The organism is Streptomyces sp. NPDC101178 (assembly GCF_044767965.1).
Classification (GTDB): Bacteria; Actinomycetota; Actinomycetes; order Streptomycetales; family Streptomycetaceae; genus Streptomyces.
On record NZ_JBIWOZ010000007.1, the window covers coordinates 238,541 to 264,359 of the forward strand.

15 protein-coding genes are annotated in these 25,819 nt (G+C 71.4%); 8 read left to right on the forward strand and 7 right to left on the reverse strand.

The window, feature by feature from the left end; all coding sequences use genetic code 11:
• Positions 1 to 132: 132 nt before the first annotated feature.
• On the reverse strand, positions 133 to 3,825 hold the full coding sequence (locus tag ACIRR8_RS21505; protein WP_404067087.1) for a LamG domain-containing protein: 3,693 nt from the start codon (positions 3,823 to 3,825) through the stop codon (positions 133 to 135).
• A 695-nt stretch (positions 3,826 to 4,520) separates the two neighbouring features.
• On the opposite strand from ACIRR8_RS21505, the gene ACIRR8_RS21510 reads away from it, so the two are divergent.
• Both ACIRR8_RS21510 and ACIRR8_RS21515 read left to right on the forward strand, forming a co-directional pair.
• Positions 4,521 to 4,913: a VOC family protein gene (locus tag ACIRR8_RS21510; RefSeq protein WP_404067090.1), complete on the forward strand. Its 393-nt coding sequence runs from the start codon at positions 4,521 to 4,523 to the stop codon at positions 4,911 to 4,913.
• A 76-nt stretch (positions 4,914 to 4,989) separates the two neighbouring features.
• Complete coding sequence (locus tag ACIRR8_RS21515) at positions 4,990 to 6,246, forward strand: low temperature requirement protein A (RefSeq protein WP_404067092.1); 1,257 nt, start codon at positions 4,990 to 4,992, stop codon at positions 6,244 to 6,246.
• 34 nt (positions 6,247 to 6,280) lie between these two features.
• Here the strand turns inward: ACIRR8_RS21515 and ACIRR8_RS21520 are convergent, their stop codons facing one another.
• The 6 genes from ACIRR8_RS21520 to ACIRR8_RS21545 form a co-directional block, all read right to left on the reverse strand.
• Entirely contained in the window at positions 6,281 to 7,204 is a 924-nt protein-coding gene (locus tag ACIRR8_RS21520; RefSeq protein ID WP_404067095.1) for a LysR family transcriptional regulator, read from the reverse strand.
• Positions 7,205 to 7,252: 48 nt separating this feature from the next.
• Positions 7,253 to 8,455: a glycine C-acetyltransferase gene (locus ACIRR8_RS21525; protein ID WP_404067097.1), complete on the reverse strand. Its 1,203-nt coding sequence runs from the start codon at positions 8,453 to 8,455 to the stop codon at positions 7,253 to 7,255.
• Positions 8,456 to 8,501: 46 nt separating this feature from the next.
• Positions 8,502 to 9,530 (reverse strand): L-threonine 3-dehydrogenase, encoded by a 1,029-nt coding sequence (gene tdh / locus ACIRR8_RS21530; RefSeq protein ID WP_404067099.1) that lies wholly within the window; start codon positions 9,528 to 9,530, stop codon positions 8,502 to 8,504.
• Between the two features lie 391 nt (positions 9,531 to 9,921).
• Positions 9,922 to 10,809 (reverse strand): geranyl diphosphate 2-C-methyltransferase, encoded by an 888-nt coding sequence (locus tag ACIRR8_RS21535; protein WP_404067102.1) that lies wholly within the window; start codon positions 10,807 to 10,809, stop codon positions 9,922 to 9,924.
• Between the two features lie 17 nt (positions 10,810 to 10,826).
• Entirely contained in the window at positions 10,827 to 12,143 is a 1,317-nt protein-coding gene (locus ACIRR8_RS21540) for a family 2 encapsulin nanocompartment cargo protein terpene cyclase (protein WP_404067105.1), read from the reverse strand.
• A gap of 166 nt (positions 12,144 to 12,309) precedes the next feature.
• Positions 12,310 to 13,722: a family 2B encapsulin nanocompartment shell protein gene (locus tag ACIRR8_RS21545; RefSeq protein WP_404067107.1), complete on the reverse strand. Its 1,413-nt coding sequence runs from the start codon at positions 13,720 to 13,722 to the stop codon at positions 12,310 to 12,312.
• 520 nt (positions 13,723 to 14,242) lie between these two features.
• Here ACIRR8_RS21545 and ACIRR8_RS21550 point away from each other — a divergent pair.
• The 6 genes from ACIRR8_RS21550 to ACIRR8_RS21575 all read left to right on the forward strand — a co-directional run bounded on the left by ACIRR8_RS21550 (position 14,243) and on the right by ACIRR8_RS21575 (position 25,775).
• Positions 14,243 to 14,557 (forward strand): glycosyltransferase, encoded by a 315-nt coding sequence (locus ACIRR8_RS21550; protein WP_404067109.1) that lies wholly within the window; start codon positions 14,243 to 14,245, stop codon positions 14,555 to 14,557.
• A 410-nt stretch (positions 14,558 to 14,967) separates the two neighbouring features.
• Positions 14,968 to 17,997 carry a family 16 glycoside hydrolase gene (locus ACIRR8_RS21555; protein WP_404067112.1) on the forward strand — a complete coding sequence of 1,010 codons (3,030 nt, stop codon included), beginning with the start codon at positions 14,968 to 14,970 and terminating at the stop codon, positions 17,995 to 17,997.
• Between the two features lie 171 nt (positions 17,998 to 18,168).
• Positions 18,169 to 20,400 (forward strand): hypothetical protein, encoded by a 2,232-nt coding sequence (locus ACIRR8_RS21560; protein WP_404067114.1) that lies wholly within the window; start codon positions 18,169 to 18,171, stop codon positions 20,398 to 20,400.
• Between the two features lies 1 nt (position 20,401).
• A complete protein-coding gene (locus tag ACIRR8_RS21565) occupies positions 20,402 to 21,673 on the forward strand; it encodes a hypothetical protein (RefSeq protein ID WP_404067117.1) in 1,272 nt (423 codons plus the stop codon).
• The gene (locus ACIRR8_RS21570; protein ID WP_404067119.1) at positions 21,670 to 24,138 is read left to right on the forward strand and encodes a GTPase-associated protein 1-related protein; all 2,469 of its coding nucleotides are present in this window, start codon (positions 21,670 to 21,672) and stop codon (positions 24,136 to 24,138) included. The genes ACIRR8_RS21565 and ACIRR8_RS21570 overlap by 4 nt, the downstream gene beginning before the upstream one ends.
• Positions 24,138 to 25,775, forward strand: coding sequence for a hypothetical protein (locus tag ACIRR8_RS21575; RefSeq protein ID WP_404067123.1), 1,638 nt, complete (start codon positions 24,138 to 24,140; stop codon positions 25,773 to 25,775). Before ACIRR8_RS21570 ends, ACIRR8_RS21575 begins: the two co-directional genes overlap by 1 nt.
• The last annotated feature ends 44 nt before the right edge of the window (positions 25,776 to 25,819 follow it).

The window sequence follows — 25,819 nt, forward strand, 5'->3', positions numbered from 1 at the left end:
GACACGTCTTCTCTCCAGGAGCGGCCGGCCGGCGGACAGGCCGGACGGCGGTGTGGCGTTGCTACGGGTGGTCGAGCGTGGCCGGCCCAAGTGGTGCGGGCCACGCTCGGATGGAGAAAGGGGGTGGGGCTCTCAGGTTCCGACGATCTCGGAGACCTGCTCACCGTCGTTCAGCGCCCCGGCCCATAGGCGGATGTCGCTGAGCCGTCCGGGGAGGAAGTTGCCCCAGGCCCCGAGGTAGCCCTTGCCGGCCGCGAACTCGCCGGTACCGACTTGCGCGGTATAGCCGATGCCGTCGCTGGTCTGCTGGTCGGACGTCAGGTACAGCTGGATCGTGTCGTCCTGCGCGTTGTAGACACCGGTCAGGCGCGTTTCCGTGTCCATCAAGGCCTCTTCGATGCTCTGGACGGAAGCCCCGGTTCCGTCAGCCGTCAGGCGGCCGAAGTGCCAGCGGCCGACCGGTACCGTCGTCGTCTTGGGGTTGCCGTTGTCGTCGATGACCGGATCACCGTTCTCGTCGAACTCGGGCTCCTGGCGGGTGCCGGTCTTCTCGAACCAGAGGCTCCAAGAGGATCCGGTAGCTGTCCGTTGGCCGACGATCTGTGCCTTGTAGCCGTTCGGTTTGGCCAGGATCTTGGCCTGGTCGACCACGGCCTGGGTGGTCACGGTGAAGGAACCTGTGTCGTCCACCAGCGGTCCGGGGGTCGTACCTGCCCCGGTGGTGCCGTTGAGCACCACCTCCTCACCTGCCAGTGAGGCACCCGCAGAAAGGGTGAGAGTGGGGCCGTAGCCCGATACGCCGTCGGCCAAGGATGATCCCTGTGCTCCCGCCGGGTTCCATGCGGCAACCAGCTCGACCGAGGCCTTTCCGTCCGCATTCAGCACGGCACTCTCCTGCCGGATCTGTGCCTCGGTCAGGGCCTCCTGCCACACAGCTGCTTCATCGATCAGGCCGGGGAAGTAGTCCGCGTAGGTACCGGACCAGTGCACGCGTCCTATCTGCAGAGGGCCGTTGGCGGCCCACGGCGTTGTGAACGGGGTGGTGCCCTGGTGCTCTCCGTTGACGTAGAAGCTGATCGTGTTGTCGACGGCGTTGAAGACTCCGGCGAGGTGAGTCCACACTTTCGGAACCGCCGGGTTCTTGGATACGACCTTCTCGTAGGACCAGGTTCCCCCTGCCGGTGCGTCGACGGTGGCCTGGCGGAAGGACCACTTCTTGAGGGTGTGCTCGTAGCCCAGCAGGAAGGGACTCCGGTTGGCTCCGTCCTGGCCCAGTACCGTGGCATTGCGTGTCGGGTCGTCCATACGGACCCACGCCGCCACGGTGTACGACGCACGGGTGTCGATGACCGGCCCGGCGGTAGCCGCGTAGGCGGTGGTGCCGTTCAGCTTGAGCCCGTTGTCGGGGCTCTTCACCGCCGGGGCGGCCCCCGAGGCAGGGAGGACCGTCACCTCACCGCGTCGCCCCTGGTCTGTGCGGGCAGCATTGCCAGTCAGGGTCGCGTTGTCCCTGAGCGCCGGGTCGCTGGTCGAGGAGTCGACGGCTGCTCCGGACGCTTCGTGGAAATTCCAGCGTCCGACAGGCCCATTGCCTTCCTTGACGACAAAGTCGACCGTTGCGGTCGCGCCCGGGCCGTAGGTGTCCTTGGCCTCGGCGTGCAAAGTCATGGTCCCCGAAATCGGCGGGACGGGGGCGATGGTCACCTTCGCCCCGGTCTTGTAAGCCGAGATGCCCGAGTTGTAGGAGCCACTGGTCAGCCAGTACCGGTAGGCGGTGTTGACGTCACCGGCCGCCGGACCGAGGGTGAATGATCCGGGCTTGCCTGGCTTTCCACGCGGCACACAGTCGTTTGCCGTGCACTCTGTGTACGAGTCGGCATCAATCTTGTTGAAGACAATGGTCGGGGGCTTCGGAGCGGTGCTATCGATCTTGAAGTAGCACCAGCCTGTCGTGGAGGCGTTGGAAGGTCCCGCGAGGATTCCAGACCCGTAATAGGACCGCGTCCAGGCGCGCATCCGTAGCAGCGTGTTCTGAGGTAGCGCCGGAGGAGTAGCCGCCACCCTCACGTTGTCACCGACGTACCCCGTGCTCGGCCTCTCCAATTCGCTCATGGCATTGACCCAAGTACCGTCGGTCTGCTTCTTGTCGACGTCCATGGCGATCCTCAGCCGTGCACCGGACTCCCCACCGGCCTCGGTCTGGGGTGTAGCGGTGAGGTTGGGCGTGGGGGTGGTCATGATCGCCGGAGAGGACTCAGCCGTCTTGCACGTGGGGGTGCTCCCTGAGGCGGGGCCGATGTTGGTGGGCCTGGCCGGCTTTCCCACGTAGTCAACGCTGAGGACAGCGTCGTCGTCGAACCGCTTCCACGAGATCGTGTCCGACTCGTCCTTGGCCATCAGCATGAGTGTCAGCCGCGGGATCTTCCCATCGGCGAAACTGCGGACGGTAGGCGTCAGATTCTCATCGGTCTCCGCCGGGTCGTCGTTGAACTCGATGACATCCCTCGGCTGCGCAGGACTGCAATGGCTGCCGCGGCCCGCCGACACGTTGCGGTCACCCATCTGGTCCAGCTTCGCAGGGCCGGGCCAGCGAGAGGACTGCGAGATGTTGTTCGTACGTTCCAGGTCGACCCAGCGGGCAGAGCAGGAGAAGGACCATGTCTCCGTGACACGGAACGTGGCGTCCAGGACGTGCTTGCCCTTCAGTTTGCCGGGTTCGAACTCGAAGTACATACGGTTCACGTAGCCGTTGCCGCAGTAGTAGGAGACTCCGCCGATCACCGCCGAGCCGCACTTGCCGACGCTCATCCCGTTGGCGCCGCCCGAGAAGTTCCAGAAAACGTCACCATCCGAAGAAAGCACGGTGCGCTCGGACTCGTTCAGCTCCACCGACGGATCGACGTATAGCGGAAAGTCACGCTCATCGGTAGTGGCCAGCAGATCGGCGTCCGGCTCAACCGTCACCGTGGAGTCGGTCAGTCTGAGGTCCATCACCGACGAGGCGTCGCCGGGCCCCGGGCCGGCCAACGGATCACCCTCTTCAGCAGGGCCTGCTGCTACCGGTTGTTCAGTCCCGGAGTCAACGACCGAGGGCAGGTAGAGCGAACGCTGCGCAGGGGCGGAGGGCTGGCTGTCACCTGCGGAGTTCCACATCCGGGCGGCGGGTGAGCGAAACACCGGCAGGCCGTTGCCGTCCACGGCGTCCACTCCTCCTCCGGCACTGGGCTGGACCGTCAGATTCTCCGCACCGAATTGGTACTCGATGGATTTCAGCGCGGGGTTGGCCGCCGCCTCGGGGGACTCCACCTCCAGCACCTGCCGGAAGCCCTCAACGGTCGCGGTAAGGATCAGGTTCACGTCCGGCAGTACGTCCTCGTAGACCGCCCGCTCACCATCCAGCCGGGGCGCGGGAAGAATGCCGGGCCAGCCGAGCGATACCGATCGCGCACCCTCAGCGATCGTGACGAGATCCGCCCCATCACCCCCGGCTGAGAACGACAGATCGACAGCGGCCGCCCTGGGACCGACCGACCCGTCCGTATGGCGCACGAGGGTGACGTCGGGTTCAACCCACTCCCCCTGGGGAGCCACTCGGACCGGAACGATCGACTTCTCCAGCGTGAAAGTCGCCCCATCCGGATTGGCGAAGACCGTCTCCCGTTCGGTGCGCTCCTCCAGAACCTCCACCCGTTCCCCGGTCGCCGCAGCTTCGGCTGAAGCTCGGACCTCCGGCGAACCTATTGGCGCAGCGGGAACCAAAGGCGTCATGGCCTGCGAATTTTGAGCAGGCATCACGCTCACCATGGTGGCCAACACGGCCGTCACGCACACACCGTGACGCACACGACGCCACACCCCACCACTCACAACCCCGCCCCGTTTACCACATGGTCTTCACAAAAGTCAGCCAAGACTCAAGGACCGAAGGGGCCTCGTCAAGTGTGTTCCAGATCACCACCTCCTGGATAGCGAAAGCAAAGCCATGCGACTTCATCCGTCGAAGAGGAGGTGCCTCAAGGCCAAAACAGGCCGCACGGTCTGGATCTGCGTGGAACCACTAGGGAAGAAGGTCAAGTTCAGGACAGTCGGAAGTCTCGCGCCGTCGCCGCTGCGACCGCGCCCGGCACACCTCGGTTCGAGAACGCGAACACCACCTGACAAGCCCGCGCACCGTGAACGACGAGACACCGCGAACTGCGACCCCACGCCCGGACCCACCTCTGAGCTGTCGGGTTCAAACCCAAAGCCTGCTGGCGAAACAGCCAGTCGGCGGGCGCCTTAACGATTTCGCTCATTCGTCTGGCATCCGGAGTGGAGTAGGACCCGAGCAAACCGCGCTCAATATGGACATGCGCGAGAAGGGTCCTGCGCCGACTTCGCCCACCTCCCCCGTACCAGCCAGGGGCGTCATTGATCGACCAGCCGGGCTCGACGTCCTGCCGCCCACCCTGCACCAACGCGGTAGGACCAGCAGCGTTAGTGTTACGTATAACTATGTTGCCGGACTCCTGGAGAGACCCATGTCCCACATCGCCCTGGTCACCCTCGTCGTCCGCGACTACGACGAGGCCATCGCCTTCTACCGCGACGCGCTCGGCTTCGAGCTGGTGGAGGACACCGACCGGGGCGACGGCTCCCGCTGGGTGGTGGTGCGCCCGCGCGGGGCGGCGGCCGGTACGGGGGTGCTGCTGGCGCGGGCGAAGGGCGGGGCGCAGGAGGCGAGCGTGGGGGCGCAGACCGGCGGGCGGGTCGGGTTCTTCCTGTATACCGAGGACTTCGCGGGCGACCATGCCCGGATGAGCGCGGCGGGCGTGCGCTTCCTGGAGGAGCCCCGGCACGAGACGTACGGATCGGTCGCCGTCTTCGAGGATCTGTACGGCAACCGCTGGGACCTGCTCCAGCCGGCGGGCTGACCTTCCGTCCGCCGAGGGTCGCCATTCGGCCCACAGTTCCAGGCGCGTCCGGGCGCCCTCCGCCGACCATGAGGTCATGGAGTCCACGGAGAGCGCCGCCCCCGCCGCTCGGCACGCCGGGTGGAACGAGCTGTTCTTCGATCTCGTCGTGGTCGCGGGGGCCGGGCAGCTGGCCCACCTCCTGCACGACGGGCCGCGCCTGGCGGACCTCGCCCTGTTCGGGGTCCTCTACCTCGCCTTCTGGACGGTGTGGGCCGGGTTCGCCGTCTACGGGGACATCGCCGCCTCCGCGACCCGGGTCCGCACCCTGCTGATCGCGATGCTCGGCATGGCCGTGATGGCCGCCTCCGTCCACGCGGTCCTCACCCACCACGCGGTCACCTTCGTGGTCGCCTATGTCCTGCTGCGCTGGCAGGCGGGGCGCGTCTGGCAGCGGGGCAGCGTCGTCGTGGACTGGCCGCTGGCGCAGTTCGGCGCGGGGGCGCTGCCCTGGCTCGTCTCGCTGTTCGTCCCGACGCCGTGGCGCTACTGGCTCTGGGCGCTCGGCATCGCCGTCGACCTCGTGACCCTGCTGGTCTCCACGCGCGGCCGCACCCTCCGCCGGGCCGCCGAGCGGGTCGCCGCCCGCCGTGGTGACCGGCCGCCGCCGGGCCCGCCGCACGCCGCCGCGCCCGCGCCGCCCCGGCTCAGCGAGTCACGCGTCGACACCGCGCACATGGGCGAGCGGCTCGGGCTGTACGTGATCATCGTGCTGGGCGAAGGGGTCATCCAGATCATCGACGCCGCCTCCGAGCGCGACGACTGGGACCTGCCGCTCGCCGCCACCGGACTCGGCGCGTTCTGCCTGCTGGCGGGGGTCTGCGCCCTGAGCCTGCTGTACGGCACCAACGGCATCCCGCACCTGCGGAGGGACGCGCTCCCGCCCCGGCTGGCGATGCTGCTGCACGCCGTGATGACCGGGTTCCTGGTCGCCCTGGCCACGGCCCTGGGATCGGCGATCGCACACTTCGACGATGTCCTGCCGCAGGGGCAGCACTGGCTGCTGTGCGGGGCGATGGCAGGGTACTTCGCGGCGGGCGTCGTCGCCGTGCTGCCGCTCTCGGAGCGGGCCGACCGGGTGTGGGTGCTGGGGTGGGGGCTGCCGTGCGTGGCGGTGGCCGTGGTGCTGGCTCCGCTGGGCGTACGGCTGCCGGCGTGGGCCACGATCGGGATCCTGGTCGCGCTGGTGGGGTGGCAGATCCTGTACGACCCGGGGCGGGCGGGGGTGGCGTCGTCGGCCGGGCGGTGGTGGGGCGGGAGGATCCGGCGGGCGGGCCGGGCCGATCGGCCCTGAGACCGGTCACGCTCGGGCCGGCCGGCCGCACCCCTCACGCCCGCGCCAACCCCGCCTCCCGTACCGCCACCGCCTCCATCGCGTCCAGCACCGGGCGGATCAGCGGATGGCCCTCGGCTCCCTGGCGTACGGCTGCGAAGACGCGGCGGGTCGGGGCGCTGCCCTCCACCGGGCGGACGACCACCCCGGTCAGCTCCACGCCGCGCAGCGCCGACCTCGGCACCAGCGCCACCCCCGCGTCCGCCCCGGCCAGCGCCACCACCGCCCGGAAGTCGTCCGACGAGTGCTCCAGGCGCGGCTCGAAGCCGGCGAACTCGCAGGCCAGGACCACCACCTCATGGCACGGGTTGCCCGGGTACGGCCCGATCCACGGGTCCTTCGCGAGGTCCGCGACCGCCACCTGGTCCTGGTCCGCCAAGCGGTGGCCGACCGGGAGCACCGCGTCGAACGGCTCCGAGTAGAGGGGTACGCGCGTGAGGCGGCGGTCGTCCTCGGCGGGGGCGCCCCGGTATTCGACGGCCACCGCCACATCCACCTGCCGGTCCAGCACCATGGGCACGCTCGCGTCGCCCTCCGCGTCCTGGACCTTGACCCGGATGCCGGGCGCGGTGCGGGCCAGCTCGGTGAGGGCGGGGGCGAGGACGAGGCCGATGCCGGTGGCGAACGCGGCGACCGTGACCGTACCGGCGACGCCCGCGCCGTAGTCCGCCAGCTCCGCCTCCGCCCGCTCCAGCTGGGCCAGGACCACGTTGGCGTGGCTGAGCAGGATCTCGCCGGCGGCGGTGAGCCGGGTGCCGCGCGCGCCGCGTTCGACGAGGCGGTGGCCGGTCTCCTGCTCCAGGGCTGCGAGCTGCTGGGAGACGGCGGACGGCGTCAGGTACAACGCGGCGGCGGCCGCGGTCACCGTGCGGTGGTCGGCCACCGCACGGAGGATTCGCAGCCGCCGCGCATCGATCATGTGCCCATTGTCCCAGGTCGTGGCGGAGTCCCCGACCCGGGACGCGGGTCAGGCGGCCTCCGCCTCCAGGGCCGCCCGGGCGTCGACGAACGCGTCCACGGCGCGGTTCACGTCGGCGGTGGAGTGCGCGGCGGAGAGCTGGACGCGGATGCGCGCGGCGCCCTGCGGGACGACGGGGTACGAGAACCCGATCACGTACACCCCGCGTTCCAGGAGCAGCTCCGCGAGCCGGGCCGCCTTCGCCGCGTCCCCGATCATGACCGGCGCGATGGCGTGGTCGCCGGGCAGGATCTCGAAGCCCTCCTCGGTCATCCGGGTGCGGAAGAGCGCGGTGTTGGCGCCCAGCTGCTCGCGCAGGTCGCCGGCGGACTCCAGCAGGTCGATGACCTTGAGGGAGGCGGCGGCGATGACCGGGGCGAGGGAGTTGGAGAAGAGGTACGGGCGCGAGCGCTGGCGCAGCAGCGCGACGATCTCGGCGCGCGCCGCGACGTAACCGCCGGAGGCGCCGCCGAGCGCCTTGCCGAGCGTGCCGGTGATGATGTCGACCCGGTCCATGACGCCGTGCAGCTCGGGCGTGCCGCGGCCGCCGGGGCCGACGAAGCCGACGGCGTGCGAGTCGTCGACCATGACCATCGCGTCGTAGCGGTCGGCCAGGTCGCAGATCTCCTGGAGCGGGGCCACGTACCCGTCCATCGAGAACACGCCGTCGGTGACGATCAGCCGGCGGCGGGCGCCGGACGCCTCCTTGAGCTGCTTCTCCAGGTCGGCCAGGTCGCGGTTGGCGTAGCGGTAGCGCTGGGCCTTGGAGAGGCGGATGCCGTCGATGATCGAGGCGTGGTTGAGGGCGTCGGAGATGACCGCGTCCTCGGGGCCGAGGATCGTCTCGAAGACACCGCCGTTGGCGTCGAAGCAGGAGGAGTAGAGGATCGTGTCCTCCTGGCCGAGGAAGGCCGAGAGGCGCTGCTCCAGCTCCTTGTGCACCTCCTGGGTTCCGCAGATGAAACGGACAGAGGCCAGCCCGTAGCCCCAGCGGTCCAGCGCCTCGTGGGCGGCGGCGACGACCTCGGGGTGGTCGGCGAGGCCCAGGTAGTTGTTGGCGCAGAAGTTGAGGACCTCACCGGCGCGGCCGCCGGAGGTGACGCCCACGGTCGCGGACTGCGGGGTGCCGATCACGCGCTCGGGCTTGTGCAGCCCGGCGGCGCGGATCTCGTCGAGAGTGGTGCGCAGATCGTCGCGTACGGAGTCGAACATGCTGGAGTCCTTAAGGGAAAAGGGGTGCGGTAAGAGGTTCGACGGGTCAGGCGGTCCAGTCGAGGATGACCTTGCCGCCGAGACCGCTCGCGGCGTCGTCGAAGGCCGCTTCGAAGTCGCGGAAGCCGTACCGGCCGGTGATCACGGGCGCGAGGTCGAGTCCGCCCTCCAGCAGGACGGACATGGCGTACCAGGTCTCGAACATCTCGCGGCCGTAGATCCCCTTGATCGTGATCATCGAGGTGACGATCCGGGACCAGTCGACGGCGAACTCCTCGGCGGGCAGGCCGAGCATCGCGATGCGGCCGCCGTGGGTCATGTTCGCGACCATGTCGCGCATCGCCTCGGGGCGGCCGGACATCTCCAGGCCGATGTCGAAGCCCTCGCGCAGGCCGAGCTCGCGCTGGCCGTCGGCGATGGTGCTCTCCGCGACGTTGAGTGCCAGGCTGACGCCGACCTTGCGGGCGAGCGCGAGGCGGGCCTCGCTGACGTCGGTGATCACGACGTTGCGGGCGCCGGCATGCTTCGCGACGGCGGCGGCCATGATGCCGATCGGTCCGGCGCCGGTGATCAGGACGTCCTCGCCGACCAGCGGGAAGGAGAGCGCGGTGTGCACGGCGTTGCCGAACGGGTCGAAGATCGCCGCGATGTCGAGGTCGACCGGGACCCGGTGCACCCAGACGTTGGCGGCGGGCAGGACGACGTACTCCGCGAACGCGCCGTCCCGGCCGACGCCGAGGCCGATGGTGGAGCGGCAGAGGTGGCGGCGGCCGGCCAGACAGTTGCGGCACTTGCCGCAGACGAGGTGGCCCTCGCCGCTGACCAGGTCGCCTTCCGCGATGTCCGCGACGTCGGAGCCGGTCGCCGCGACCTCGCCGACGAACTCGTGGCCGAGGACCAGCGGTGTGGTGACCGCCTGCTGGGCCCAGCCGTCGTAGGCGCGGATGTGCAGGTCGGTGCCGCAGATCCCGGTACGCAGGACCTTGATCAGGACGTCTCCGGGGCCGTACTCCGGCTCCGGCACGTCCATCAGCCACAGTCCCGGTTCGGCCTTCTGCTTGACGAGTGCCTTCACGGCTGCGGCTCCCTGCACGTGGTACGCGGGTGGTGGATACCCCGGGCCTGGGGGCCTGTCGGAGGAGCCCTGCGGCCCGGGGTGGTCTTCGGGGTCGTCCCGTCCCCATGGTGGGGGCGGGACCACGGCGGGACAGGACGGAACACGCCCGTGGGGTTCCACGTGCCGTCCCCGGCCGTCACCCAGAAGGCTGCCGTACGGCGGGGTCCCGGGTCCATCGAGGATTTCTTAAGCACGGTCGCAGGAGATCTTCACGCCTGGGCAGCGCTTCACCGACCGCAGCCGTCCGCGCGCCTTCGATTCGCCTAGGGAGTGTCTGGCCGATCATGCCGGGATGGCCGGTCGGCACGGGGTGTCTCCCCGGTGCCGGCCGGCCATGGGCTGGGCTCCGTCAGACGCGGTCGGCCGCGATGAGGACGTACTGGAAGGAACCGTCCCGGTAGGAATTGATGAACGCGTCCTCGATCCCCGTGACCAGCGAGGACGTGGCCCGCAGCTCCCAGTAGGGCAAGGTGTCGGGGGTCAGGTCGATCACGGCCTGCGGCACGAGGCGATGGTCGGCCATGGCGCGCAGGTACTCCCGGCGCGAGTGGATGTTGCACTCGAAGTGCGCGTTGATCTGCGAGACCCACTTCGAGGGCTGACCGTAGCGCGGGTTCCAGCAGCCGGTGATGGTCACGTAGCGGCCGCCGACCTTCAGGACGCGGGAGTGCTCGGCAAAGAGGTCGTCCAGGTCCACGTACATGCTCGACTCGTTGTTCCACGAGGCCGCGGCGGAGCCGGTGGCGAAGGGGGTGGAGAGCATGTTGCACACCGTTGCGCGGACGTGGTCGTCGATGCCCAGTTCCGCGGCGCGCCCATTGGCGAAGTCGGCCTGCTTCGCCGACAGGGTCACGCCTTCCACCGAGCAGCCGAAGCGTTGGTGCGCCATCACCATCGTGCCGCCGCGGCCGCAGCCCGCGTCCACCAGGGTGTCGCCGCGGCCGATGTCACCGAGGTGCCCCAGGAGGACGTCGGCCTGCGCCGACTCCAGCCGGTGGAGTTCGGCGATCAGCTTCTTCTCGCTCTCCTCGCCGTCCCGGTCGCCGAGCGCGGCGGTGTCGACCTCACCGACGCCGTAGTGGTGGTGGTAGAGGCCGTCGACGTCTCCGAGGCGCAGGTTCACGGGACGGGCCTCACCGTCCCAGTAGCGGGCGATGTCTCCCTGGTAGGGGGTCGCCGGGCCGGGGATGCGCAGTACGGAGGGGGTGGGGGCGGTGGTCAGTTCGGCGCTGGTCACAGATGGTTCCTTTTCTCTTACCAGAAGTCGGGCAGGCTGTAGCGGTAGGTGTTGGACTGGTGCCAGTGGTGGTTGCCGTCGACCCAGGCGGCGACGCCCCGCAGGAAGCGCGCCACGCCCGGGACGGGACAGGCGGCGGCGACGGCCGCGGCCTCGGTCTCGAAGTCGTGCATCAGCTCGTTGTGGATCTCGACCGACTTGAGGTAAGCCTCCTTGTCGGACAGCCCCTCGCGTTCGGCGATCACGACGGGCAGGTTCAGATGCCGGCCTGGAGCGTCGAGTTCCTTGGTGTACGAGTAGAGGTCGTTCACGATCGTCGTGGCGTTGGAGGCCAGGGCGATGACCTTCTGCAGGTCGGCCCGGGCGTGCAGGTCGGCGGGGAGTTCGTAGCCGCCGACGGTGTCGGTGATGGTGGGGCAGGGCCGGAAGTTGTTGAACTGGCGCATCGCCAGGTACTCCCAGACTTCCGGGACCTGGTCCTGCTGGGCCCAGGCCGCTTCGGCGAGATACCCCAGGTGCAGTCGCGCCATGTCGTGGCGGAGCCGGTCCGCCTGGGAGGGCCCGGCCGCGCGGACGAAGTAGTCCATGGCGGATCGGTAGGCGCGCCGCGGGGCGTCCGCGTGGAGGGAGGCCGCCCAGTCCGGCTGGTACTCCCGCACGGTGTACAGGGGGTCGAGTGCCGTGTGCGCGAGCAGAAGCCGCTCGCCGAGGCCGATGGGTGACCCGCCGTGGTCCTCGCAGTAGCAGTCGTCCACGGCGTTCTCGGCGACCATCAGGCGGGTGGCGAGCATCAGGTGGTCGACGGTGGGCGCGTCCGGATGGCATACGACCATGTAGCGGCCCACGGAGAAGCCGTCGAACTGCTCCTCCCACTCCTCGGGATACAGGGAGACCTCGTCCAGCGCCCAGGCCTTGATCCTGCGGCTGACCTCATCCACGCGCCCCGGGTCGGGCTCGGGCACCGGGTGGTGGTACAGGCCTGGGACCGGTCGGCCCTTCTCCGCGGCCACCGGCGCGGGAGGCTTGTCGCGGGGGGCCAGCCGCAGGCCGGCCGTGCCCAGACCGTGGGGCCCGCGCAACAGCCGCTCCAGTCCGGGGCCGGATCCGGGCGCTCCGTTGACCGGTACGCCGGTCGCCGCTGGAGCGGTCGGCGACAGGTCGTTCGGTGACGGGCCGGCCGGTGGGGCCGGTGGTGTGCGCGCGCCGGACCATGTGCCGACGGCGTCGGGGGCCGCTTGGGCGAAGGCCGCGACCTCGCCGAGCGCGGTCGCCCCGAAGCGGGTGACGGCCTCCGGCAGGCTCGACCGCGGAGGCGGCAGCTCGGGCACGGGCATGCGTGACTCCTTGATGAGGTGGCAGATGTCCAACGGCGTGCGGGCGCACGGGCCGGCGCCTGAGCCGGTTTGACGGACCTGTTCACGGTCGGGCGCACGGGGCGGTTTCACGGGCCTGTTCACGGTCGGGCGCACGGGCCGGTCTCACGTCGCTGCGCCGCGGCCGTCACCTGGGCCAGTGGGCGATCTGTACGTTCTCCAGCACACCGACGGCGTCGGGCACGAGGATGGCGGCGCAGTAGTAGGTGCTGACGAGGTAGGAGATGATCGCCTTCTCGTCGATGCCCATGAAGCGGACCGAGAGGCCCGGTTCGTACTCGTCCGGCAGGCCCGTCTGCCGGAGGCCGATGACGCCCTGGTTCTCCTCGCCGGTACGCATGGCGAGGATCGAGCTGGTCTTCTCCGGGGTGATGGGGATCTTGCCGCAGGGCAGGATCGGCACACCGCGCCAGGCGGGAACCTGCTGGCCCCCGAGGTCGGTGTGATCCGGGTAGATGCCGCGCGCGTTGAACTCGCGTCCCATCGCCGCGATGGTCCGGGGGTGTGCGAGGAAGAACTTGGTGCCCCGGCGGCGGCAGAGCAGCTCGTCCAGATCGTCCGGGGTCGGCCGGCCGGAGTGCGGCTGGATACGCTGCTTGAAGTCGGCGTTGTGGAGCAGGCCGAACTCCCGGTTGTTGATCAGCTCGTGCTCCTGGCGCTCCCGCAGTGCCTCGATGGTGAGCCTGAGCTGCTCCTCCGTCTGGTTCATCGGGCCGTTGTAGAGGTCGGCGACCCTGGTGTGGACCCGCAGAACGGTCTGGGCGACCGAGAGTTCGTACTCGCGCGGCTTCAGCTCGTAGTCGGCGAACGCGCCGGGCAACTCGTGCTCGCCGACGTGTCCGGCCGACATCGCGATCTCCGCCTCACCGCGGTGGTTCTGCCGCTGCCGTGAGCGTGCGGTGAACTCGGCGAGGTGGGCGCGGAGTTCCGGCGAGCTCGACACGATGGCCGCGAAGTCCGCGCGGGACAGGGTGAGCAGCGTGCCCGCGGTCTCGGCGGTGGCGGTCTGCGTCCATCGGGCGTCGTCGTCCAGCAGGACGTGCTCCCCGAAGTGGTCCCCGTCCGCCAGGACGTCCAGGGTGACCTCGTCGCCGTAGGTGCCGGTGGAGGTCTGGCCGATCCGGCCGTGCGCGATGAGGTGGAGCCGGTCCGCGGCCGTGCCCCGCTCGACCAGCGTCTCCCCCGCCCGGAAGTCGTGCTGTACGCAACGGTCAGCGATGGCGGTCAGCACATCGACGTCGTCGAAGTCCCGCAGTGGGGGCAGTTCGCCCAGTTCCTGGGGGATGACCCGGACGGCGGCCCCGTCCTGGACGAACTCCACCCGCCCGTCGCCCACGGTGAAGGACAGCCGTCGGTTGACCCGGTAGGCACCGCCTTTGGTCTCGACCCAGGGAAGCATCCGCAGCAGCCAGCGGGAGGTGATCTCCTGCATCTGCGGGGCGGACTTCGTCGTGCTGGCGAGGTTGCGGGCAGCCGCCGTGCCGAGGCTGGACTGCCGGGGCACTTCCAGCCGCGCTTCCGAGCTCGAGTCAACAGTCATCGGGCAAGCTCTCCTTGGTGGGCGAGGACGCGCATAAGCGGACGCGACCGGTCATCGGCATGGAAAGACGAAGAAAGGGTCTGGTAAGCGGGAGAATCCCCACCAGATCCACGGGAACACTAAGGGCCCTTCAGCCCCTCGGACCAAGGGAATCCACCGACATTCGCTCGATACGATGATCGCGCCCGAGGAACGTTTGGCCCTGCGCCGATGACTTTGAGCCGTGATCGAGGAGGGCACCCCCGGCGGCCCTGCGGGTCACGACGCCCGGCGCCGCGGAAGCGCGACGAGATCCGGCCTGCGAGGCGCAGATCGACGGCGGCGGCAACAGGTGGGACACGGTAGGGCGAACGCGCCCGAATCCCCGAACAGGGCCGGGCCCTCGGCCGGCTTCGTGCGCGGCAGATCCACGCCGCCGGTGCGCAACCGGTGAAGACGTGCGAAGGCGAGCCACAGCGGCGAGGCAGCCCTGCGACTCTGTGCGCTGACACACTGTCGGCCTCCGAAGGGCATCACCGCCATGCGCATGACCCGTCTCACCACCACCGTTCTGGCCGCCGCGCTCAGCTGCGCGGGCGTCCTCGCCATGGGCCCCTCGGCCGGCGCTTCCGCACCGCTGGGATGCCAGTACAAAGTCCTCTGGCCGACCGCCGGCGTGTACGAGAACCCGAACCCGAACAGCGTGGTCGTCAAGACCAAGCACGCCGGTGACATAGTCGGCGCCGCGACCTGCGAGGGCGCCACCTACAACGAGTACGGCTACGTTCTGGTCACCACCGACGCGGCAGCCGACGGGCGGGGCTGGATGCGTGACCAGGCCGTCGTCCAGATCTGACGCGCCCGCGCGGCTCCGGGCCGGGCCCGTTCCTCCGGGGTAGTTGTCGAGCGCCTCACAGGACATGAGGGCGAGCAGGCCGACCGTGCCATCGGCCTGCTCGCCGATGACGCGGTCGGCCTGCGGTGTCCGGCCAAGGCCGCCAGGAAACAGGGCTGATGGACCCACAGAAACACTCAGACCCCACCATGTTCAGACCTTTGCACGAAGACCGGCGAACTTTGAACACAGGCGTGACGAAGTATGGACGGCGCCAGCAGAAGCCTCCTACTGTTTCGGTCGCGACCCGCCGGCGTCACGCCGGAGTCACGCAGCCCGACCCGCACGAGCCGAACCGTTCACCCCCGGGCGCCGGGTGGCCCCACCCACCGCCGCGACGTGCCCCTCGCCGCGAGGGGCCAGGAGGAAGAATGCATCCACGGCCGTTCCACCGCTCCCGCAGACGAGCCGCACTCAGCCATCGACCGTTCCGCAGGCATCTGACCGGTCTGCTGGTCTCCTCGTTCCTCATCGGCGCCTTCTCCGCCGTCCCGGCCACCGCCGCACCGGCCGCTCCCGACGAACTCCCGCCGCAGGAACCGGGGGTGACGCTGCGGGTCTTCGATGTGCAGGTGCCGCTGGACAAGTTGTGCGACATCAAGGCGGGACAGACGCCCAACGTCGACAAGTTGATGCCGCAGATCGACTGGGACGCGACCGACGACTTCGGGTTCAGCGATCACTTCGTCTCGCAGGTGACCGGCAACATCGACGTGCCCGAGGACGGTACGTACGCGTTCCGCCTCACCAGCGACGACGGGTCACGGCTGCTGATCGACGACCAACCGGTCATCGACCACGACGGGCTGCACGGCGCCGAACCGAAGGACGGCACGGTCGAGCTCACCGCCGGCTACCACTCGCTGCGCATCGACCACTTCGACCGCACCGGCGGCCAGCAGGTCACGCTCGCCTGGCAGCCTCCGGGCGCCGGCGGGTTCACCGTCGTACCCAACTCCGTGCTGTCCACCGACGCCGATGTCGTACGGGTGACGGCGCCGGGACGCAAGGAGTGCGAAGGCGCGCTCGACTCGCCCGGTGACGGGCTGCCGCTGAACGCTGTCCACCCGGACTACGCGCTCACCGATCTGCGCCCGGCGGGCTTCGAGCCGCAGGTCTCCGCGATGGACTGGCTACCGGACGGCCGGCTCGCCGTGACCACCTGGGGCGGCACGGACAACGAGACCGGTGAGGTCTACCTCCTCGACGGCGTCCAGGGCGAGACCGGCCCGGACCAGGTGAAGGCCAAGAAGGTGGCCGAGGGGCTCAAGGAGCCCATGGGCATCAAGGCCGTCGACGGAAAGCTCTACGTCTCCCAGAAGCACGAGCTGACCGAGCTGACCGACACCGACGGCGACGACGTCACCGACGAGCGGCGGACCGTGGCCACCTGGCCGTTCGGCGGCAACTTCCACGAGTTCGCCTTCGGACTGCTCTACCGGGACGGCCACTTCTACCTCAACCTGTCCGTGGCGATCAACTACGGCGGCGCCACGACCGACCCGCAGCCGGCCGAGAACCGCGGCACGACCATCAAGGTGAACAAGGAGACCGGCAAGGTCGACTACATCGCCGGTGGCCTGCGGACGCCCAACGGCATCGGCTGGGGTCCGGAGAACGACCTGTTCGTCCTGGACAACCAGGGTGGCTGGCTGCCTTCGTCGAAGCTGGTCCACGTCAAGCAGGACCGCTTCTTCAACCACTACACCAACCCGTCCGGCCCCTTCGACTCGAAGCCGGTCACCAAGCCGGTGCTCTGGCTCCCGCAGAACGAGATAGCCAACTCGCCTTCCACACCTCTCCAGTTGACCGAGGGGCGGTTCGCCGGGCAGATGCTGTTCGGGGACGTGACGTACGGCGGTATCCAGCGCGCCTACCTGGAGAAGGTCGACGGTGAGTACCAGGGCGCGGTCTTCCGCTTCACCCAGGGACTGGAGGCGGGCGTCAACCGGATCAGCATGGGTCCGGACGGCGCGATCTACGCCGGTGGGCTCGGCGCGGGCGGCAACTGGGGCCAGGAGGGCAAGCTCAGCCACGGGCTGCAGAAGCTCTCGCCCAGCGGGGACAAGGCGTTCGACATCCTGGCGATGCGGGCGAAGCCCGGCGGCTTCGAGCTGGAGTACACCGAGCCGCTCTCCGAGGAGACGGCGGACGAGCTCGCCGAGAGCTACCAGGTCGAGCAGTGGACGTACGCGCCCACGCCGGAGTACGGCGGCCCCAAGATCGACGAGGAGACCCTCCAGGTCGGCTCGGCGACGCTCTCCGAGGACCGCAGGAAGGTCACGCTCGCCCTGCCCGGCCTCAAGGCCAACCGCGTCGTCCACGTCCGCTCCCCGCGCCCCTTCTCCTCCGAGAGCGGCACGGAGCTGTGGTCCACGGAGGCCTGGTACACGCTCAACTCCCTCGTCGGTGACCAGCCTTCGCCCACGCTGTACGAGGCGGAGGAGGCGGCCCTCACCGGCGGCGCGGGCGTCGACACCGAGCACGCGGGCTACTCGGGCGGCGGCTTCGTCGACAACTTCGGCAACCAGGGCGCCGCGGTCACCTTCGACGTGACGGCGGAGAAGGCGGGGACCTACGACGTCGGGCTGCGTTACTCCAACGGCCCGAACCCGGCCCCCGGCACCAAGACGATCAGCCTCCACGTCAACGGCACGAAGGTCCGGCAGACGAGCCTGGCCTCCACCACCGACTGGAAGACCTGGGCGACCAAGAACGAGCAACTGGAGCTGGACGAGGGCCGGAACACCATCACGTACTCCTACGACAGCGGCGACACCGGCCATGTGAACCTCGACATGATCGCCGTCCACCCGAAGGGCGCCCGTATCCCGCTCTTCGACGGCACCACCCAGGCGGCCTGGCAGCACCCGGACGGCCGCACACCTCAATGGCCGGTGAGCGGTGGGGAGATGGAGGTCAAGGACGGTGATCTCCGCACCAAGCAGGGGTTCGAGGACTTCCGCGTGCACGTGGAGTTCTGGCTGCCGAACCTCCCGCCGGACGTGACCGGCCAGGACCGGGCCAACAGCGGCGTCTACCTCCAGGAGCGGTACGAGGTGCAGATCCTGGACTCGTACGGTGACACCACGCTCGCCGACAACGAGGCCGGGGCGATCTACACGAAGAAGGCGCCGGACGTGAACGCGGCCACCGCACCGGAGACCTGGCAGACGTACGACATCACCTTCCGTGCGGCCCGCTTCGACTCGGCGGGCAACAAGACGGAGGACGCCAGGATCAGCGTCGTGTGGAACGGCGTCACCGTCCACGACGACGTGGCGGTCGACGGCCCGACCGGCGGCGGAGCGGCCGAGGCCGCGACGGCCGGCGCGATCAAGCTCCAGGACCACGGCAGCAAGATCAAGTACCGGAATGTGTGGGTGGAGCCGCTGACGTAACGACGGCGATCACCTGGGCGGGGCGGCGGCCATCAGGCTGCCGCCCCGTCGCCGCTTCCCGTCGCCGCGTCCCGTCCCGTCCGGTCCGGGATACGGGAAACGGCACCGCGCAGCCCCCGGATCTGCTGGGATGGGCGGCAGGAGCACGAGCGGTGAGCACGGGGGCGCACGGTGGGGCTGGAGTTCGGGCACGACCTCGGGCTGCGGCGTGCCCTGCGCGGGCTGCCGCTCTCGCCGCTCGTCCCGGAGTACCGGGCTCTCGTCGAGCGGCAACACGCCCTGGGGTTAAGGCACATCGGCGATGCCCTCGCCGAGCACGGGCGGGCGCTGCGGGTGCTCGACGGGGTCTTCGAGGAGCGCGCGCCGCGCCGCTGGCAGCGCGTGGGGGCGGAGCGGATCCGTGAGCTGGGCGCCGTACGCGGTGGCGCGTCCGGGCCGCTCTTCGCGCACCTGGAGGCCGTGCAGCTCCTGGACCCCGCCGCGCTGCGCCGCGTCCTTCTCTACCAGCTCACCGAACTCCTCCAGGCCCACCCGCGGGGCTCGGAGCCCGCGACCGCCGTCACCCTCGGGATCTGCCCGCAGGAGGCACGCGCCCTCGTCCGCGCGGCGGCCGGGCGCCACCGGCTGGACGGTCGGCAACGCGGTGCGGCCGAGGGGTTGGAGCACGCCTGGAGCAGCGGCAGGGTGCGGCGGGCCGCGCGCCTCGCGGCCCGGCTGCCGGTGGACGGCGGTGGCGACGCGCTGCTGCGCGGGCGGCTGGCGGAGATCGCGTTACGGGTACGGGAGGCCGACCGGGCCCTCGAAGCGGCGCGGGAGGCCGAGCGGTCCGGTGACGCCCGCGCGGCCCAGGCCGGTTTCCTCACGGCCGCCCGGCTGGCCGCCGACTGCCCGCGCGCCGTGCTCGGCCTGGTGCGGGTGCGCCCGGCCAAGGACGCGGACGCGGGCCCCGGTGACGTGCTGGCGGTCCGGCCGACGCCCGAGACCGTGTCCCTCTCCCCCGCGCGTCCGGCCACCGGCGATCCGGCCGGCCGGCGGGTCCTCCGGCTGACCCGGGTGCCGGGCGGCCCGCCCGGGATCACCGAGATCGCGGACGTCTCGCCGGCGGGCGGGTGGGTGGACCGGCATCCGCCGTTCGGCCAGGAGGTCCGTTATGCCGCGTTCCCGCTGCGGGGCGGCAGGATCGACGGACCGCCCGAGGTCTCGGACGTGCTGCTCGTCGCCCCGGACGTTTCCGGGCTGCGCTCCACCACCGGCCGGGGCCGGATCGCCGCCGCGTGGACCGAGCCGTCGGGTGCGCTGGACGTCCGGGTCGGGCTGGAGGGCCCGGACGGGCCGGTGGACGGGGTCGCGGTGCGTACGGGCGGGCTGACCGCGACCGGGCTTGGCGTCGGCGCGTACGTGGTGCGCGTCCACTGCCGTTACCGGGCGCCGGACGGGACCGTCGTGGAGTCGGCGGGCGCGGAGCATGCCGTCTCCGTCGATCCCTGGCCCGCGCCCGTGGACCGGCTCGACGCGACGGTGGCCGAGGGGTCCGTGCGGTTCTCCTGGAGCGGTGGCCGGGGCGCGGACGTACGCCTGGTCTCCTGGCCCGCCGACCCGCCGGAACCGGGGGAAGAGCTGACCTACGACCCGGCGCGGCCCTGGCCCGCGGCGTTGGGCTGGGAGGTCTCGCCGGGCGGTGGTCTGGTGCCGCCTCCGGGCTCGGTCACGCGGGTGTCCGTCCTGGCCGTGCTCGGCCTGCGTGCGGTGGCGGGTCCTGGGCTGGTCGTGGAGTGTCCGCCCCCGGTGGCCGGGGCGCGGGTGGAGCGGGCGGCCGGGGGCCGGGCGCGCGTCACGTTCGACTGGCCTGCGGAGGCGGGCGAGGTGGCGGCCACGGTGGAGCAGGACGGCCGGAGCACCGTGCACCGGGTGGCCCGCAGCACATACGTCCGGGAGGGGCTGTACGTGGACGTGGCGCCGTCCGCGTACTCCCTCACGCTCTCCGCCGCGCCCCGGACGCCGGACGCGGTCGTCGTGCCTCCGCCGGGCGGCGCGACCCGGGGCGCGGCGGACATCGCCGTCAGCTACCGCATCGTCCCCGGTCCCCGCCGGGTGCTGCGCCGAGGGCCCGCGCTGCTGCGGGTCAGCCTCTCGTGCCCGGGTGAAGTCCCGCCCGATCTGCCGGAGTTCGTACTCGTCGGCCGTACCGGCAAGGGCCGCGACCCGGTCCGGCCGCGCACGCCCACCGACGGGACGACCCTGCTCCGGCTCGACGGCGGAACCCTGCGCCCCGGCGACCCGGTGGAGCTGCCCGTGCCACCCGGCCTCCAACCCCCGTACGTCCTGCGCGGTTTCCTTCTCGGCGAAGGGGCCGCCGACGTACGCCTCGACGAACCCTCTCCGACGAACCTGGTGGTGCGCTGACATGACGACCGTCATCTGCCCCTACTGCTTCGACCGCGCACCCGCCGCGCGCCTGCCCTACCGCTGCCTGATGATGGCCACCGGAGTACGCGCCGGCACCCCGTGCGATGCCGAACCCGACGACGTATGGGCGGACTTCATGGGTCCGAGCCTGCCGCCGTCGCGGCGGCTGCGCGGCCCGGTCTTCGCCGCGCCGCGCACGCTGGCGACCCTGCGCGGCGCCTCCGCCCGGCAGCCGTGCCCCAAGTGCGGGGTGGCGACGGCGGTACGGGTCTGCCGCCGCTGCCACAACGACTTCCCCAGCGAGTACTGCGACCAGGACAGCCGCATCATCGCCCTGGTCGGCGCCAAGGCCTCCGGCAAGAGCACCTATGTGTCGGTGCTCGTCAACGAACTGCGCGGCCGGGTCGGCCGGGAGTTCACCATCTCGCTGCCCGCGATGGGCGACGAGACCCAGCGCCGGGACCGGGAGATGGAGGAGGACCTGTACGAGCGGCTGCGGCTGCCGGACACGACGCGTCCGGCGGCGATGGGCTTCAACGATCCGCTGCTCTACCGACTGAGCGTGCCGCGCCGGGGACGGTACGCCAAGGGCAGCAGGCACACCACGCTGGTCTTCTTCGACGCGGCGGGCGAGGACCTCAAGAGCGCGGAGGCGATGGCCCGTTACACCCAGTACCTGGCGGCCGCCGACGGGATCATCCTGCTCGTCGACCCGCTCCAGATGGGTTCGGTACGCGACCGCGGCGCGTGGGCCGACGGGCCGCCGCTGCCCGCCGTCGAGACCTCCCCGCAGCAGATCGCCTCCGACCTCGCCGCCCAGCTCCGTTCCCACGGACGGAGCGTGTCGCGGGGCCGGGTCACCACGCCGATGGCCGTCGCCGTGACGAAGACGGACGCGCTGCGGCCGCTGCTCGGCTCGCACTCGCCGCTGCTGCGCAACGCCGGCCACACCGGCGGCGAACACGATGACGACGACCGGCTCGCCGTACACGAGGAGTTGAGGTCCCTGCTGAGCGACTGGGACTCCGGAGTGCTCTGCCGCCAGCTGGAGAACGACTTCGCCGAACTGTCGTACTTCGGCTTCTCCGCTCTCGGTTCGCCGCCGCCCGCCGACGCACCGGCCGACGCACCGAAGTCGGGCCCGCAGCCGGTCCGCGTGGAGGACCCGCTGCTCTGGCTGCTGGGGCGGCGCGGTCTGATCCCGGTGCGCAAAAGCCGGCGGGAGAACGACCGGGAGAGCCGGGACCGTACGGGGAAGGCCGACGCATGAGGCTGGGACAGCTGCACTACACCTCGGCGCCGCCCGGCCCGGACGGCTCGGGCTTCCGCTTCACCGCGCTCACGCCGGGGCTGCCGCAGTCGGTGCTCCGGGAGGCCGAACAGCTCATCGGCTACGAGCCGCCACGGAACGCGCCCTCGCGTCCGTCCGCAGCCGAACTCGAAGCCTTTCCCCGGGCGTTCAGCTACAGCGAGCTGTCCGACGGCAGCCGGCTGCTGGCCCGTACGGTCTACACGGGCGCCGACTACAGCGGCCGCTGGGGCAACTTCCACGCCCACGCCGTGCACCTGGCGCCGGGCCGGCACCTGCCGGACGGGGCCCTGCCCGTCAGCGCCTGGGAGTCGCCCGGCTGGGCCACGGCCACGCCGGAAGGAGGCGTACCGGCGGCCCTGGACGCGCTGCCGCCCTCCAGCGGGCTGGACCCGGCCGGTCTGATCGCCTTCGCCGCGTCCCGGGAGCCCTGGCTGGCCGCCGTGTTCACCGATCTCCAGCGCCAGGCCGAGGACGAGACGGCCCCGCAGATCGTCCTCGTGGAGCCGGACAGCGCCGATGTGGCCCGCTGGGTGGTCCTGGCGAGCACGGTGCTGCCGCGGCGCGCCGCCCACCGGCTGACGTTCACCACCTACACCCGGCGTCCGCACCTCGCCGGGCAGCGGATCATCGGCGTCCTGCCCGACGACGCACACGGACCGGCCGGTTCCGGACGCCGCTACCGGGTCCACGACTGCACCGTCCCGCCCGCCGCCGACGGGCCGGAACCCAGCCCGTGGGCGGTGGCCGCCGCGCGGATCTGGTCGGCCGGTGCCGTCGAGCTGTTCCCGTACGCCGACCGGCTCCCGGGACAGCCGTTCACGGCGGGGCCGGTCTCGGCGCTCGCCCTGTGCGCCGGGATCGACCTGCCGTCGCCCCACCGCGCGGCGGCGGCCCGGTGGGCCTGCGAACACCCGGCCGAGCTGGAGGAACGCGAGCTGGACGGGCTCGTACAGACGCTGGCGGCACCCCGGCAGGAGGCGGTACCGGCGGCCGAGACCGCCGCGCTGGCCGAGCTGTTCGCCCGGGTCGGCGGAAGCCTGCGGGCGGAGACCGCCGCACCGCTCGCCGCCCGGCTGCTCACGGCCGCCGTGCGCTCGCCGGAGCCGGTACGACCGCCGGAGCGCGGCGCCCTCACCGACGCGGTGGCCCGGCAGCTGGCGGCGGAGCTGGGTCCGGAGCTGCGGGCCGGGATCGCGGACGCGCCGGACGGCTTCGCGCGTCCGCTGCGGCTGCTGCGGGTGGCCGGGCTCCTCGGGGTGGAGTGCGCCGACCTCGTTCCGCCGCTCGCGCACCGGCTGGCGTCCGCGCTGCTGGCCGATCCGTCCGCGTACGGAGGTGAGCTCCACGAGACCCTGACGGACCGGCCCGACCTGCACACCGCCCTGCTGCGGGAGCTCGATTCGGCGGCGGCGGCCGGTCCCGCATCGGTCACCGTGCTGCTGGAGCGTGCGCCGGTGGAGCTGGAGAGTGCGGGGCCGCTGGAGAGCGGGGAGACGCTGCCGTATCTGCGGATGTGCGGCCGGAAGGCCCGTGGCCCGGCCGGAGGCGGCGACCGGAACAGTGAGCTCCGGGCCGTGCTGGAGGCTTCGCGGGTCTCCGTCTTCGCGCATCCGCCGCTCCTGCGCATCGCCTTCCGCCTGGTGTGGGGCTCCACCGCGCCGACCCCGCAGGAGGCCCGGTACGTCCTCGCCGAGACCGGGCCCGACGTCCACCGCGCGGCGGAGACCTGGCCCTTCCTCGTCACGGCCGCGTTCAACGGCCGGCCCGGGGATCCGCAGGCGGACGAGCTCGCGCACGAACTCCTCACCGCCTTCGGCAAGGAGCTGCGGCCGCACGACCGGGCGGCTCTCCTGCTGCTGGAATTCGCGCGCGACCTGCGGGCGGGCGGTGCGCCGCCGGGCTGGGCGGACCGGATCCTCGGCCTGCGGAGCACCGCCGGGCCGGTGAATCCGCCGGTCCTGGAACACGTCGGCGGCAGGCTCGCGCACCAGCTGCTGACCGACCCCGGCGCGGGCCGCGAGCTGGAAGAACTGATCCGCAGCGGCGACACGGACCTCTGCGCGGCCTACGAGAAGGCCGCGCAGGACGACTCCGTACGGAACCGACTCCTCCGCGACCCGCACTACTTCGCGGCCCGGTTCGTCGATTGGAACCGGCATCCGCAGGTGGGCGGGGCCTGGGGCGAGGTGCGGGGCGCCCTGCTGGACGGGGTGCTGCGTCCGGCGGCTCGGGCGCTGAGCACCGAGGATCTGGCCGCCGTGGAAGCGGCCCTCTCCCAGCGGGGCGCACGGCACGCGGAGGACTTCCGCGCCTGGAACCGGCCGGGAGCGCTGGGGCGGCTGGGGCTGCGGTTCGGCGGGCGGGAGGGCCGGGCCGGGAAGGCGGCTCCCCGCCGCCGGGGCTCCCGGGACGGAGGCGCCTGATGGGCTGGCTCCTCACGGCGGCGGCCTGGCTGACCGTGGCGACCTGGGTAGCGGTCAGCCTCTTCCGCGCGTTCTGGGAGTTCCTGGCCCTGGCGCTCGGCGCCTCCGCGCAGGCGCTCCGCCCCCGCACGCCCGGCACGCCCGATCGCCGGATCCCGTCCGTCGGCTCCGAGCCCGCGCGGCGCGCGTACTGGTCGCAGCTGATGTGGGTGGACACGTACACCTCCACCCGCGCCGCCGCCTCGGCCGTACGGCACCGGCTGCTGGGCCGGTGGATGGCGGTCACCGCCCGGCGCATGTTCACTGGCCGCCAGCCGTCCACCGGCTACCGCTTCGACCACTGGATCGCCCGCTTCGTCGTCCGCCTCCTGGCCCCGGGCACGGCGCTCGGCGCGATCACCGGGGCGCTGCTCACCTCGGCGGTGATGGTGCTGGTGCACCTGGTGATGTGGCTGCTGGTCGGCCTGGTGTGGCTGGCGGCGGTGGCCGGGGTCGGCGCGTTGCGCGGGGTGGACCGGGGCGTGGCGCTGGCACGGCGGGTCCGGATGAAGTGCCCGTATCCGCGCTGCTACCGGGCCTTCCCGCTCGCCGTGCACCGGTGCCCGGGGTGCGGTGCGGCCCACCGGGAGCTGCGGCCGGGCCGGTTCGGCGCGCTGTCGCACCTCTGCTCGTGCGGCCGCCGGATCCACGCCGTCTCACTCGCCGGACGCGACCGGCTCGCCGTCGAGTGCCCTCACTGCGACCGGTCGCTCCCGGCCGGGATCGGGCGCCTGCGGATCGTGCACGTGCCGGTGATCGGCGGCACCTCGTCCGGCAAGACGATGCTGATGGCGGCGGCGGTCACCGGACTGCAGGCGAGCACCGGGCACGGTCCGATGAAGGTCGAGTTCGCGACGGACGACGACCGGCGGGACGTACTGGACATCAACGGGCAGCTCCAGCAAGGTGGTTGGGTGCGCAAAACCCAGGGTGGACAGCCCAGGGCCCTGATGCTGCGGATCAGCCACCGCCGCAGACACCGGCTGCTGTACCTCTACGACCCGATGGGCGAGTCCCTCCACGATGTGGACTCCACGCGCCGCCAGGAGTATCTGGCCCATGCGGACGGCGTGGTCCTGGTCGTCGACGTCCTGGCCGATCCCCAGGTGCGCCGGTCCCTCTCGGCCGCGGATGAGGAGCTGGCGCGTGCGGCCGGACCGGCGGAGCCGGGCCCCTGGCAGACGTACCAGACGTTCACCGGGGAGCTGTCGGCACTGGCCGGACGGCGTCGGCGCGGCCGGCTGCCGCTGGCGGTGGTGGTCACCAAGCGGGATGTGCTCGACCGGATCGAACACCTGCGGGTACCCGCCACGGGGGTCGGCCCGTGGCTGGCCACGATCGGCCTGGACCCGCTGGTACGGGACCTGGGGCACCGCTTCCGCAGCCGGCGGTACTGGGCGCTGAGCGCCTACGCGGCCACCGGGACGGGTCCGCTGGTGAGCGAGCAACGGCGGGCGGCTGAGCCGGTGTTGTGGATTCTGGCCCGGACAGGCCTGCGGGTCGGCAAGCTGCTCTCCGAGGACCCGGCGGCCGGCCCGGCGACCGCGTCCGTGCCGGGCCCGCGCGATGCTCCCGTACAAGATCGTTCAACCCGCTGACGGAGTCTGACGTGGTCGTTAAGGTCGTTCACGTCCGAGAAGAG

Excerpts from the sequence above, each read along its gene's own strand:
- ACIRR8_RS21510 (WP_404067090.1), top strand. The coding sequence starts at position 4,521 with ATGTCCCACATCGCCCTGGTCACCCTCGTCGTCCGCGACTACGACGAG.
- ACIRR8_RS21515 (WP_404067092.1), top strand. The coding sequence starts at position 4,990 with ATGGAGTCCACGGAGAGCGCCGCCCCCGCCGCTCGGCACGCCGGGTGG.
- ACIRR8_RS21520 (WP_404067095.1), bottom strand. The coding sequence starts at position 7,204 with ATGATCGATGCGCGGCGGCTGCGAATCCTCCGTGCGGTGGCCGACCAC.
- ACIRR8_RS21525 (WP_404067097.1), bottom strand. The coding sequence starts at position 8,455 with ATGTTCGACTCCGTACGCGACGATCTGCGCACCACTCTCGACGAGATC.
- ACIRR8_RS21540 (WP_404067105.1), bottom strand. The coding sequence starts at position 12,143 with ATGCCCGTGCCCGAGCTGCCGCCTCCGCGGTCGAGCCTGCCGGAGGCC.
- ACIRR8_RS21545 (WP_404067107.1), bottom strand. The coding sequence starts at position 13,722 with ATGACTGTTGACTCGAGCTCGGAAGCGCGGCTGGAAGTGCCCCGGCAG.
- ACIRR8_RS21550 (WP_404067109.1), top strand. The coding sequence starts at position 14,243 with ATGCGCATGACCCGTCTCACCACCACCGTTCTGGCCGCCGCGCTCAGC.
- ACIRR8_RS21555 (WP_404067112.1), top strand. The coding sequence starts at position 14,968 with ATGCATCCACGGCCGTTCCACCGCTCCCGCAGACGAGCCGCACTCAGC.
- ACIRR8_RS21565 (WP_404067117.1), top strand. The coding sequence starts at position 20,402 with ATGACGACCGTCATCTGCCCCTACTGCTTCGACCGCGCACCCGCCGCG.
- ACIRR8_RS21570 (WP_404067119.1), top strand. The coding sequence starts at position 21,670 with ATGAGGCTGGGACAGCTGCACTACACCTCGGCGCCGCCCGGCCCGGAC.
- ACIRR8_RS21575 (WP_404067123.1), top strand. The coding sequence starts at position 24,138 with ATGGGCTGGCTCCTCACGGCGGCGGCCTGGCTGACCGTGGCGACCTGG.